Raw genomic sequence first — 11,863 nt, 5'->3', positions numbered from 1 at the left:
TACCACGAGGTCCCCTGAGTTCATTCTCACGAAACTCGAGGAACGCACCTTCTGCGGGGCGAGGTCCAGCCGGGAGCACCGCGAGCGCTTCTACCCGGATCCAGCGAATAGCCCCGCCAGAGCCGGACCAGTTAGAGGTGATCATAGCAATGCCAAGACCGTTGATTGCGCTTGGAAGCCTGCCGCGGCGCCGATCCCGTGGTCACACGACCGGAGACGTCGAAGGTTGCTTCTCCTTTCAGAACGTCGACCGGCGCGGTCGATTTGCGAGGAGCCGCAATGCAAGATGACTCGTTAGGTCGGCCGGTGTTTAGGTCCGGCGGCGGGTTACTTGCTGAACACCTTGGCTGGAGCGGCATCGACACTGAACTCATGGATTGTGCCGCTCTCGTCTGTTACGCGGAACCAGTGCTCCTGCAGCGCGCGCGGCGAGATGACTTTGCCGGTTACATCTTCCACTGCCTGTAGTGCGTTGTCAGCATCAGCCTCATTTGTAGAGACGACATCTTCGCCGAAGAGTTCGTCTACGCGGTAGCGAGCCATCATCGTACCCCAAGGCGCTTCGCCTCTGCCTCAAGGGTCTCGCGGTCGTTGCCATGCTTGGCGATCAACTCGCGCACTTGAGGGATCGAAAGCCCAAACTTGCTGGCGAAATAGCCAACTTCGTATTCTTCATCACCCGAGACACGGTCCCGGTCACGGAAATCCGTTTTGCTTTTGTCGTCTGCCATGTGTCTGTCCTCCGCTCGTGAAAAGAGAAAGCGGACATAGGCAAAATGTTCCACCTCGATGCTTCAGCGACTGCTAAGGAACGCAACCAGCTCCCGGCCATTTCCTCAGCTCAGAGAGTTCCGAGTGCATGAGTAGGCGGAAAGGCCAACTCACCTTCATCGAGTTCCAATCGCCGACGCTGGTCGAGAGAGCTCCCGCCGATTCCGACTGGCTGCACGAGATCAAGTATGACGGTTATCGAACAGAGATCGTCATCGAGCGCGGGGAGGCACGAGCATTCACCCGACGGGGCTACGACTGGTCTCACCGCTACAAGCGCATAATTCAGACGGCTGCCAACCTGCCGGTCAAGTCGGCAATCCTAGATGGCGAGGTGGTGGTCCTCGGCACCACTGGGCTGCCGGACTTTCAAGCCCTCGAACGGGAGCTGGGAAACCCGAACTCGCTAAAGCTCATGTTCTTTGCATTCGACCTTTTGCACCTCAACGGTCGAGATCTGCGACAGATGCCTCTCATAGAGCGCAAGGCTGCTCTGCATGGCTGGCTGAAAGAAACGGCTCCGACGCTGACCTATGCCGAGCATTTGGAGGCGGGCGGTAGCGACGTGTTCGACCATGCCTGCCGGATGGGCTTGGAGGGCATTGTATCGAAGCGAGCCGACTCTCCCTACCGTTCCGGCGTTCAAACAAGCTGGCTCAAGGTGAAGTGCATCAATAGCGACACGTTCTCGATTGTCGCCTTCGTTGAGAAGCTCGGGGCTCAGCCGCGCCGCATCGCCTCGCTTTACATAGGCAGGCGAGACGGCGACCGCCTGCTATATGCCGGGAAGGCGCAAAGCGGCTATACCTTGCAAGCAGCCCAACGGGTTCGGGAGCGGCTGGACCCGCTGATCATCGAGAAGTCGCCGTTGTCGGCACCCATCAAGAAACCCAAGGCAACGTGGGTCAGACCAGAGGTGCTGGCAGAGGTGCAATTCAGCGGTGTGACGGACCGCGGCATCTTGCGCGAGGCGGTGTTCAAGGGATTGCGCGAGGACCTTCAGCCAATTACGGCCAAGCCTCCGGCTCCTTCCAAGCGCCGGGTGGAAAGCAAGCACGGCGTCCCGCGAAAGAACATTCTTCAGTTGCTACCGGACGCGGTCGCGCCATCCAAGGACGAGCTGACGGGATACTGGCGGCGAGTAGCCGACCGGGCGCTGATTCATCTAGGCCGACGACCACTGAAGCTCGTCCGCCACGCCTACGGTGCCACGTTCTACCATAAAGGGCCGTTGCCCCCGATTCCACGGTCGGTGCACCAGCTAAAAGTCAAAAAGCGCGAAGGCGGCGAAGGTGTCCGGGTCTGGGTAGATGACCTCGATGGTTTGCTTGGCTTGGTCGAAATGGACGCCGTCGAGCTTCATCCATGGAACGCGACCATCGACGACATCGAACACGCTGACCAGCTCGTATTGGACCTTGATCCCGGCGAAGGCGTGCCGTGGGATGTGGTCATGGAGGCCGCGCTGTCGCTCCGTATGATTTTTGAAGCCGCTGGCTTGGAGAGCTGGCCGAAGGTGACCGGCGGCAAAGGCGTCCATCTTACGGCCCCGCTGCCGCCAAACATGACTCACGATAGCGCGCGGAAACTAGCCAGATCGCTGGCTCAGTGCCTTGTGGACGCCGACCCCGAGCGGTACCTTCTATCAGCTGGTCCATCAGCACGCGCAGGACGCATCTTCCTTGATTACCTCCGCAACGGCCGAGGCAACACTGCCGTAGGCGCATTTTCTCCGCGAGCCCGCCTCGGCTACCCGATCGCGCATCCCGTGACGTGGAAGCAGGTTGAGGCAGGTGTCCGGCCGGACACTTTCAGTGTCGCGAGGCCGTTTAGAGCCGGTTCTTGGATAGCAGCTTAGACTATGATGGGGTCGGTACACACGGCGCGTTTGGGGGAGTTCACTTTGTTGCCTCCGGTCAACGTTGAGAGACTCTTGCTCGTGTGAGGAGAGTGAGTTCTTCGTTGCATTCCTCAAAGCGAACACCTCGAACAATAAGATCTAGAGTTAGCTATCGCGTATTCCAGCGAGCGTTCGAGGAGATCCAAGTTGATCATCCCAAGACAGGAACGTCCCGCTTCGCGGAGCGTTGTTCCTCAGATCTTTAGAGCCGGAAGAGTGAGATGATCCGTCAGGTTGATAATGACCGGGATGAACGCGCAAGGCGGGCGGCTGACGAAATCATGCGGGTTGAGCGGCAGGAACGCGCAGAGAAAACAGCGCGATTGAGGGAAGCGCGTTTAGCCCGGGAGACTCAAAACAGGACCAAAACGGACGCAAAGAAGCGCGGGCACAAATAGGAAGAGAAGCGGTCGAAGACGGTCAATCGATCCGGTTCCCTTCTTGGCGACTGTCAGGAGCCTCCTTATCAGAAGGTGGGTGGGTGCGACCTTTGTGGAGATCGCCATGGGCAAAGAATATCCATTCACAGAAGCCACGCTCGGCGGCAAGTTGCGACGGCACAGGCCTATGCGTCCACTGCCTCACATGCAAAGCGCAGGGCGGTACTCGACGTCGCCGCATTGGCCAGGCGGAGCGGGCCAAACCAGCCCTGCCTTCAGTGGGATTTGCTCAAGATCATCTTCTGCAGCGAGTGCCGTGGCGTCCTCAGGCTTCGAAAAAGGCGCCGGTTATTTGATCACCGGCAGGCTATCCCACTGATGGAACGGAGGGGGTGAGGGCAGCATCCATTCCAACGTTGTGGCTCCTGGACCCCAAGGATTGCTGCCAACTTGGCGTCTCCTGGAGAAAGCTTCTATCACACAGGCCAGGAAGAAGAGCAAGCTCGCGCCAGAGATGTACGAGCCGTAAGAGGACACCATGTTCCAGCCGGCAAATGCGTCAGGGTAGTCGATGTAGCGCCGTGGCATCCCTGCTAGGCCGAGGAAGTGATGCGGGAAGAACACCAGATTGACGCCAACGAACGTTGTCCAAAAATGTACCCCGGCAAGAACGGAGTTGTACATATATCCGGTAATCTTGGGGAACCAGTAGTACCATCCTGCGAAGATACCGAAGAGCGCGCCGAGCGATAGGATGTAATGGAAATGGGCGACAACGAAGTAGGTGTCGTGCAGCTCGCGATCGAGCCCCGCATTGGCCAGCTGGACGCCGGTTACGCCACCAATCGTGAAAAGGAAGATGAAGCCGAGAGCCCAGAGCATCGGCGTCTGTAAGCGTATTGATCCGCCCCACATGGTGGCGATCCAGGAGAAGACCTTGATGCCCGTCGGAACGGCGATGACCATCGTGGCAAAGGTGAAGTAGCGCTGGGTATCGAGGCCGATCCCGCTCGTGTACATATGGTGCGCCCACACGACAAAGCCGATCGCACCTATGGCGACGATTGCATAAACCATCCCCAAATACCCGAAGATCGGCTTGCGGGAAAAAGTAGAGATGACCTGGCTGACGATGCCAAAGGCCGGAAGGATCATGATGTAGACTTCCGGGTGGCCGAAGAACCAGAAGAGATGTTGGTAGAGGATTAGGTCCCCGCCTTGGTCCGGCACGAAGAAGGCGGTGCCGAAATTGCGATCGGTCAGCAGCATTGTCAGCGCGCCGGCCAACACTGGTAGAGCGAGTAGCAGCAGGAAGCCGGTAATCAAAACCGACCAGGCAAACAGGGGCATCTTGTGCAGCGTCATGCCAGGAGCGCGCATATTGAAAATCGTGGTGATGAAGTTGATGGCGCCTAGAATCGAGGACGCGCCAGCGATGTGCAGGGCCAATATAACAAGGTCGACGGCAGGCCCCGGGTGCCCCGACGTTGACAGGGTCGGGTAGAGAAACCAGCCGGTTCCAGCGCCGAAGCCGCCAGGCACACTGGGCATGAAAATGGAGAGCAGGAGCAGGAGGAAGGCCGGTGGAAGAAGCCAGAACGAAACGTTGTTCATCCGCGGGAACGCCATATCGGGCGCGCCGATCATCAACGGGATCATCCAGTTTCCGAAGCCCCCGATCAGCCCTGGCATGACGGCGAAAAAGATCATGATCAGCGCATGGGCAGTGGTGAACACGTTGTAGAGTTGCTTGGCGCCGTCGATCGCCGAATCGCCCTGATAACCGTAGATGAATGAAGCCAAGCCTGGGAAAATCTGAATTCCGGGCTCCTGTAGCTCCATTCGCATCGCCACCGATAGGAGCATTCCAACGATGCCCGCGATGATCGCAAAGACAAGATACATCGTTCCGATGTCTTTGTGATTGGTCGAGAACAGCCAGCGCGCGGCTCCGGTGGGATGGCGGACTCCAGAATGAAGTTCTGCACTTGTCTCGGTGGGGGACATGGCAACTCTCGATCTTCAGCCGGATGACTGGCAGCGAGTTGTGCACGCGCCAAGCGCACCGAACCGGGCAATCGGAGCATTGTTCCCGGCTGACGGAGGGTAAATTTTTCGGCCGCTGGAACAACCGAACGAACGGTCTGTTCGGTTCCGACTGGAGCGACGCCTATGTTGGAGATGTTTGCAGCCCTACTGGTGCTTTTGGCGATCGCCGGGGGATTGATTTTCGTGTTCTGGCTGGAGGCCCGTCATGGCCTTCATGGCCCTGCTGAGAAGGGACCATATGTGCCGATCCGCGGCACGGACGTGCGGGGACCTGATGTCAGTCCATGATGCCGTTAATCGCTCGCGTCATGATGTGAATCGCCAAGCGCTTTGCGGTTGGCTGCTGGTCGGCTTCGCGCTGGCGGGTTTTTTCGATGGCATTGTGCTGCACCAGATCTTGCAGTGGCATCACTTGCTTTCAGCCTTCTCTCCCGGATCCGACCTGCGGTTCCAGGTAATGAGCGACGGCCTTTTTCATCTGGTGATGTACCTGTTGCTTGTATTGGCCAGCATCTTGCTGGTGGCGGCTCGAGCAACGAATTCACGCGTCGTCACGACGAGTGAGATTCTGCGGCTTTCGCTGGTCGGGTTTGGCATGTGGCACGTTGCCGACGCGGTTGTATTCCATTGGCTGCTCGGGCTGCATCGGATCAAGATCAATAGTGATGCTCCGCTTGCCTGGGACATCGGGTGGCTCGTTATCTTTGGCCTCTTGCCTTTGCTGCTCGCCTGGGCGTTCCCGAGCCGGAGCGGAGCAGCCAGTGGAGGCATGGGCGCCGCCCTGATGAGCATTGTCTTACTGTCAGGGCTGGCGGCAGCGGTGGGACCAAGCTTCACTCGGAACTCCGAAGTGATAGTAGTATTCCAGAAGGGGATGAACCCGGCTTCCATGATGCAGGCGATTCTCAGAGCGGGTACGAGCACAAGATGGAACAGCTCTGACGGATCTATATGGGTCGTTGGGCCGGTCTCATGGGGAGGACTCTTCAGTCTGCATGCCAACGGTGCCCTTGTCGTCAGCACATCGCCGTTGGTCGGCGGCTGCTTGGCCTGGTCAAGTTTCAAGGTCTGAACGGGGTGGAGGGCCAAGGTCCGCTACTTCAATTCGCAAGGAAAGCGAATGATCAGCGTCTAGGGTTCTTCATCTCGCTTGCCTTGAGCCGATCCATGATTGTACGCAAGTGGTCGGGTAGCCATCCCTCCGAGCGAAAAACCGGGAGCGCGCGCAAGTGGCGCCGCATTATTTCGTTTGTGAATTGCTGTCTCACAACGCTTGCAACCTGTTCCGAGCGCTTGCTACGCTGCATGGTATTCCGGCAAACCTGATCCCTGAGATGCGCAGAAACCGGCGGTCTCTGAAAGGTTCCTCGGCTGTGTTCGGGCTTTTGGAGGGCAACCCTGAGTATCAATGCTGGTTTTGTCAGCCAGTCCTGTGCGGCATCTGGTAGGCGCGGCCGTTTCTAACCGTCGCTGGCTTGCGGACATATTTCGAACCTGCGGGCACCGCGAACTGGTCGAACCGCTCCGCGAGCCGATCGAGACCCTGGCGCATTCCCGCGCCAGCCGCCGCGGCTCCATGGCCACTGATCACCAGTTCCGGTTTCAAAGCGGCCAGTTCGCGGACCGAGCCCTCGGCGGCTTCCCAGTCGGGCGTGAAATAGCGTGGCGGGCCGTGCATTTCGAGCTGCTGCACGGCGACTTCGTAGGCCGATTCCTGGCCTGTTGTTATGAAGGCGTCGCCGGCAATCAGTGCACGGTCGGCTTCGCGCCACAGTGAGATGTGACCTGGGGCGTGCCCGGGCGTGTGCAGCCACTGCCAACCCGGCATGCCTGGCACCGACGCATCCTCAGGCAAGGGTCTAAGCCGGGTATCGAGATCGATCGGGCCACACGGGAAAAGTGGCGAAAGCAACGCCATCAGGCCGCCACCAACCCAAGGATCGGGTGGAGGATAAGATGCGGTCCCGTCGAGGTACGGATGCTCATCCGGGTGGGCATAGACCGGCACGTCCCACATCTTGGCCAATTCCAGCACGGTGCCGACATGATCGAAATGGCCATGCGTCAGAATGATGGCAGACGGCCGGGCGTCTGGGCCGAAACGTGACTGCGCAACGCTGACGATGCTGCTCCTCGACGTTGGCAATCCCGTATTTCTCTGAAAAGGATGCCTGGGGATGGGGCTTCTCAGGCGTGATGGTGCGCGGCTCGGGCGCAGCGTGGGATTTGCGCAAAGCACAACCTTATGAATGCTACTCCGAAATGAACTTCGACATTCCGGTGGGCAAGAACGGCGACTGCTACGACCGGTATCTCGTGCGCATGGAAGAGATGCGCCAGTCGGCGAAAATAATGCGCCAGTGTATCGAACTGCTGGTGAAGGAGGGGCCTGGCCCCATCTCCAATCCGGACCGAAAGATCGTGCCGCCCAAGCGTGCTGCGATGAAGCGTTCGATGGAAGCGCTGATCCATCATTTCAAACTCTACACGGAAGGTTTTCGCGTGCCCGCGGGGGAGGTCTATGCAGCGGTCGAAGCACTCAAAGGCGAGTTCGGGGTCTATCTGGTGGCGGACGGCACCAACAAGCCTTACCGCTGCAAGCTGCGAGCGCCGAGCTTCGCGCACCTGCAGGCGATGGATCTGCTGTGCCGCGGTCACTTGCTTGCCGACGTTACGGCTGTCCTGGGATCTATCGATATCGTGCTGGGAGATGTCGATAGATAGTCTCCAGTCCGACAGGGCGAGGCCAATCGCGGCCTCTCCCTGAGCTGGTAAGATCACCAGCATGGCACCCTGTGAAATTCCCGCTTGAACGTTGTTCGTTTGCTTGGCTCCTTGCCCAAACAGGCTGCTCTATACCGAGGGGGTTCGGAAGCGGCCGTCGACGATCTAGTTGTCCTAACACTCCAGGCTGCGATTGCGGAGAAAGCAACCCGCCCCGCCAGAATTAGCGTTAGATGGCTGCACAGGATCCATGTTGCGACATCTCAATTGAGTGAAGCGCTCACGAGTGTTCTGGGCTTCATTAGGTAAGCCAGGCGATGCCAATTGGCGCCATGGCTTGGCAAGTTTCGGCGTATGCGTGCTTCCGAAGTGGACTGACCGGCTCTTAACAAGCTCGCGGGCCTGTTTCGGCAAGGCCGGGCAATCAAACAAGATCGTCGACTGGAACAATGTCTCTCGGCCGTTGTTCGGTCGCGTTGCAGTGGAGAGCTGCCAGCTATGAGCTTGCGGCAAACAAACAGAATTTCGCGGCCCAAGCCCAGATGGCGAACCGGGATCATGTTTGTTGTGTGTGCAGCCCGATTCTCTAGCAGCCCTGGACGCCAAGCCTATGCGAGGACGTCATGCGCCCCCGTATGAATATATTTAATTTCGGAAGTGACAGCGCTGACAACGATGTCCGACATGCAAATCGCATTTCGACAAGCGATGTAGACCAACTCGCCTATTTCGCCGCAGTGAACGGCATCACAGAGCAACAGGCGCGGGACCTGATTCAAAGGCATGGGGACAACCTTGCCGTGCTCGTCAATGAAGCTCGGAAGCTCCGAGAGCTAGGATGATAAAGCGCATTACCGCCGATCGCCAATTACAGCACCGGAACAAGCGATGAGCGGCGTCGGGGGAAGCTCTCGCGTGGCCGCTTGGCAGATAAACTTGTATCGAACGAGAAGAGGGATGATGGCAGGACATGATTGCGGAGCATGCGCAGGGTGTCGACGCCGCTGCTGCGGCGGCCACCGATTCGGTGATGGGCAGCGCTCGTCTCTCCTCGGTCTGCAATGAGCGATCCTCTTGTGCCGCTCGCAAAATCCGTTCGAGAACGGGACGCCGTCCTGTTCGTCGGGGCGGGCGTCTCCATGAGTGTCGGACTGCCTTCCTGGGAGGAACTGATCCAGCGAATGGCGGATGAGCTTGGCCTTGAGGTGGACCTTGGCAGGCAGCGTGATCGCTTTCAGACCCTTGCCGAGTATTACCGCATCAAGCATGGCAGCATCGGACCGCTTCGCAGTTGGATGGACCGGCACTGGACCGTTAGCCGCGACAAGATCGAAAAATCCGAATTGCACCGTCTCATCGTCGCGCTGAACTTCCCGGTGATCTATACCACGAACTACGATCGGAACCTCGAAGTTGCCTTTGAGATACATGGCGTCGAATACGTCAAAGTGGCCAATGCGCGGGACGTGTCGAAGGCGCGCAGGGATGTCCCCTACATTGTGAAATTCCACGGCGACTTCGATGACGATTCCTCCCTGGTTCTCACAGAGACTGACTACCTCGACCGGCTGTCATTCGACTCGCCGCTCGACGTGAGGTTCCGTTCGGACCCCTTGGGCAGCACGGTCTTGTTCTTTGGCTACAGCCTTTCCGACCTGAACATCCGGTTGCTCCTGCACCGGCTCTGGCAAACTTGGAGCCGATCGGGCTACGAGGCGGATCGGCCTCCCTCCTTCATTTTCATGGCGCACCGTGATCCGGTCGAGGAGGCGGTGCTGGCGCGTTGGGGCATCACAGTGGTCACGGGCGACGACGATGATCCTGAAAAAGGGCTACTCGGTTTCCTCTCTCGCCTTGCTGCCCTCGTCGAGGCGAACCCAAGCGACCCACCGACGCTGGAGTCAGGAGGCGAACTACCCTGACCGGTTCGCAGTGGCCACCCGCCGAGTGGAACAGCTTGTCGCGTTCGCAAGTTCGGGTGCGCTGGTTCAGCGTACGAAACCCTACGTTCTGATTGCTTTTGCGTACGGACAGGCCCCAGGTTGGAAAGGCGAAGTTGAAGGATTGAGAAAGTGCGGTTCGCGAAGTGGCGATCGCCGCGCCGCCTGAGATCCGGGAGAATGCGACGTGGTCGAGACGGGAGAGAGCGCGATGGATCAAGCAAGGATGATCGTTCTGATCACTGGCGCTTCAGGTCTGATTGGCTCGACATTGTGCGCGCGCCTTGCGGCGGAGGGGCACGAAGTCGTCCGGGCTGTCCGTGGCCGCACACCAAATGGCCTTTTTCAGGGGCGGAGCGTCGTCATCGATATGGCGAGGGCATTGGAGGCGGAAGACTGGCTCCCCCACCTTCGTGGGGTCGACGCTGTCGTGAACTGCGCGGGCGTGCTTCAGGACAGTGCTCGGGAGAATACGCGCAACGTTCATGCTACCGGCGCCTCGGCTCTCTTTGCTGCCTGCGAACGCGCAGGCGTACGAAGGGTTATCCATTTCTCTGCAGTCGGTGTCGACCGGGAACAGCCTTCAGCTTTCTCGGCCAGCAAGCTGGCTGGGGACCATGCGTTGATGGAGCGTGATCTCAACTGGTTGATCCTGCGGCCCTCGGTGGTGCTCGGTCGGCCCGCCTTCGGCGCAAGCGCCCTTTTTCGAGGCCTCGCGGCCCTGCCGCTGGCTCCAGCAATGCCCGGCACGGGGCTTCTGCAGGTGGTCCAACTTGACGATGTGGTCTCCACTGTTTCGATCCTGCTCGGTAGGCAAGGCCCGTTCCGCCTGACGCTCGAACTGGCAGGACCCGAGGCACTGACGATGAGCGAAGTCGTCGCCCGGTACCGCCAATGGTTTGGGTGGGGCAGAGCGAAGGAGTTTGTCCTGCCCGGATGGATGGCCGCAACGCTTTACCGGCTCGGCGACGTGGCGGGCCTCCTCGGCTGGCGGCCTCCAATACGCACCAACGCCGCCAAGGAAATCGCGCGCGGTGCGACCGGCGCTTTGGAGCCGTGGAAGCTTGCAACCGGGCTCCAGCCGTCCAGTCTCGCGTCCGCCTTGGCCGCCAGCCCTCCCACCGTGCAAGAGCGCTGGTTTGCCAGGCTCTACTTCGTGAAGCCGGCAATCTTCGTGGTTCTGCCGTTCTTCTGGATCGCGACCGGTATCATCTCCCTCACCACCGGTTGGCGCAGCGGAGTGGAGCTTCTGCTCAACACCGCCTTCGAGCCCTTGGCCGGCCCGGCTGTTGTCGCAGGCGCGTTGGCCGATATGGTCGTCGGCGCGATGATCGCATGGCGTCCGGCCAGCCGGGTAGGGCTCTGGGGGGCGATCTCGATTTCATCCTTCTATGCGATTGCTGGAACAATTCTTCGCCCGGACCTGTGGAACGAGCCCCTCGGCCCCCTGATGAAAATCCTGCCGATACTCGTCTTGCACTTCTGCGCGCTGGCGATCCTGGAGGAACGCTGATGCTCTACTTTGCGCTGAAATATTTGCACCTCATCGGCGCTGCCGTGCTGCTCGGCACCGGTGCCGGCATTGCGTTCTTCATGCTCCTCGCCCACCGGACCGGCAGCGCCGCCACGATCGCCGCCGTGGCCCGGATCGTCGTCATTGCCGATTTCCTGTTCACCGCCACTGCCGTCATCGCGCAACCGATAACCGGCGCCGCATTGGCCTGGCAGTCTGGCTACTCGCTCCGCGAGGGCTGGATCGTGCTGTCGATCCTGCTCTACGTCGTCACCGGGCTGTTCTGGTTACCGGTGGTGTGGATGCAGATGCGCATGCGGGATCTCGCTGCGCAAGCCGCATCCGCTGGCATCCCGCCGCCCGAGCGCTACAAACAGCTCTTTCGGCTTTGGTTCGCTTTCGGGTTTCCAGCATTCGCATGCGTGGCCGCGATCTATTGGCTCATGATCACACGGCCCGCAATCGAGCTGTTCTGACGAGCTCCCGAACTCTGCGCGATACGGACGCGCAACGACAGTGTCTTGCGGCCAGCGAGGGCTGTCTCTCCCGCCTTTGGCATCTCGTGTACCCCGTAAGGACGCACCGG

The 11,863-nt window shown here is 59.6% G+C and carries 8 protein-coding genes and 2 pseudogenes; 6 read left to right on the top strand and 4 right to left on the bottom strand.

The features are described from left to right. Window positions 1-327 precede the first annotated feature (327 nt). Both EJ072_RS09855 and EJ072_RS09850 read right to left on the bottom strand, forming a co-directional pair. Window positions 328-546 (bottom strand): hypothetical protein, encoded by a 219-nt coding sequence (locus EJ072_RS09855; RefSeq protein ID WP_126079521.1) that lies wholly within the window; start codon window positions 544-546, stop codon window positions 328-330. Continuing rightward, the gene (locus EJ072_RS09850; RefSeq protein ID WP_126079520.1) at window positions 543-731 is read right to left on the bottom strand and encodes a DUF3606 domain-containing protein; all 189 of its coding nucleotides are present in this window, start codon (window positions 729-731) and stop codon (window positions 543-545) included. Before EJ072_RS09850 ends, EJ072_RS09855 begins: the two co-directional genes overlap by 4 nt. Window positions 732-859: 128 nt before the next feature. Between EJ072_RS09850 and ligD the strand changes: the two genes are divergently transcribed. Continuing rightward, window positions 860-2,629: a DNA ligase D gene (gene ligD / locus EJ072_RS09845; RefSeq protein WP_126079519.1), complete on the top strand. Its 1,770-nt coding sequence runs from the start codon at window positions 860-862 to the stop codon at window positions 2,627-2,629. Window positions 2,630-3,399: 770 nt separating this feature from the next. On the opposite strand, the gene ctaD is transcribed toward ligD, so the two are convergent. Then, window positions 3,400-5,058, bottom strand: a complete 1,659-nt coding sequence (gene ctaD / locus EJ072_RS09840; RefSeq protein ID WP_126079518.1) for a cytochrome c oxidase subunit I — start codon at window positions 5,056-5,058, stop codon at window positions 3,400-3,402. A 247-nt stretch (window positions 5,059-5,305) separates the two neighbouring features. Between ctaD and EJ072_RS09835 the strand changes: the two genes are divergently transcribed. Next, the gene (locus tag EJ072_RS09835; RefSeq protein WP_245467264.1) at window positions 5,306-6,172 is read left to right on the top strand and encodes a DUF2243 domain-containing protein; all 867 of its coding nucleotides are present in this window, start codon (window positions 5,306-5,308) and stop codon (window positions 6,170-6,172) included. A gap of 348 nt (window positions 6,173-6,520) precedes the next feature. Here EJ072_RS09835 and EJ072_RS09830 read toward each other — a convergent pair. Next, window positions 6,521-7,255 (bottom strand): annotated as a pseudogene (locus EJ072_RS09830) (MBL fold metallo-hydrolase); the annotation flags it as partial. Between the two features lie 8 nt (window positions 7,256-7,263). Between EJ072_RS09830 and EJ072_RS09825 the strand changes: the two are divergent. From EJ072_RS09825 to EJ072_RS09805, 4 genes and pseudogenes are all read left to right on the top strand, one after another. After that, window positions 7,264-7,824: pseudogene (locus EJ072_RS09825) on the top strand (NADH-quinone oxidoreductase subunit D); the annotation flags it as partial. Window positions 7,825-8,885: 1,061 nt separating this feature from the next. Beyond that, window positions 8,886-9,746, top strand: coding sequence for an SIR2 family protein (locus EJ072_RS09815; RefSeq protein ID WP_126079515.1), 861 nt, complete (start codon window positions 8,886-8,888; stop codon window positions 9,744-9,746). A 244-nt stretch (window positions 9,747-9,990) separates the two neighbouring features. Next, the gene (locus tag EJ072_RS09810; protein ID WP_126079514.1) at window positions 9,991-11,277 is read left to right on the top strand and encodes an SDR family oxidoreductase; all 1,287 of its coding nucleotides are present in this window, start codon (window positions 9,991-9,993) and stop codon (window positions 11,275-11,277) included. Further along, window positions 11,277-11,753, top strand: coding sequence for a DUF2269 family protein (locus tag EJ072_RS09805; protein ID WP_126079513.1), 477 nt, complete (start codon window positions 11,277-11,279; stop codon window positions 11,751-11,753). The genes EJ072_RS09810 and EJ072_RS09805 overlap by 1 nt, the downstream gene beginning before the upstream one ends. Window positions 11,754-11,863 lie beyond the last annotated feature (110 nt).

This window comes from Mesorhizobium sp. M2A.F.Ca.ET.046.03.2.1 (assembly GCF_003952425.1).
Taxonomy (GTDB): domain Bacteria; phylum Pseudomonadota; class Alphaproteobacteria; order Rhizobiales; family Rhizobiaceae; genus Mesorhizobium.
This window is presented reverse-complemented; position numbering and strand designations above follow the sequence as displayed.

What these genes read in the sequence shown, in the direction of transcription:
- EJ072_RS09855 (WP_126079521.1), bottom strand. Translation starts at nt 546, where the DNA reads ATGATGGCTCGCTACCGCGTAGACGAACTCTTCGGCGAAGATGTCGTC.
- EJ072_RS09850 (WP_126079520.1), bottom strand. Translation starts at nt 731, where the DNA reads ATGGCAGACGACAAAAGCAAAACGGATTTCCGTGACCGGGACCGTGTC.
- ligD (WP_126079519.1), top strand. Translation starts at nt 860, where the DNA reads ATGAGTAGGCGGAAAGGCCAACTCACCTTCATCGAGTTCCAATCGCCG.
- ctaD (WP_126079518.1), bottom strand. Translation starts at nt 5,058, where the DNA reads ATGTCCCCCACCGAGACAAGTGCAGAACTTCATTCTGGAGTCCGCCAT.
- EJ072_RS09835 (WP_245467264.1), top strand. Translation starts at nt 5,306, where the DNA reads ATGGCCTTCATGGCCCTGCTGAGAAGGGACCATATGTGCCGATCCGCG.
- EJ072_RS09815 (WP_126079515.1), top strand. Translation starts at nt 8,886, where the DNA reads ATGAGCGATCCTCTTGTGCCGCTCGCAAAATCCGTTCGAGAACGGGAC.
- EJ072_RS09810 (WP_126079514.1), top strand. Translation starts at nt 9,991, where the DNA reads ATGATCGTTCTGATCACTGGCGCTTCAGGTCTGATTGGCTCGACATTG.
- EJ072_RS09805 (WP_126079513.1), top strand. Translation starts at nt 11,277, where the DNA reads ATGCTCTACTTTGCGCTGAAATATTTGCACCTCATCGGCGCTGCCGTG.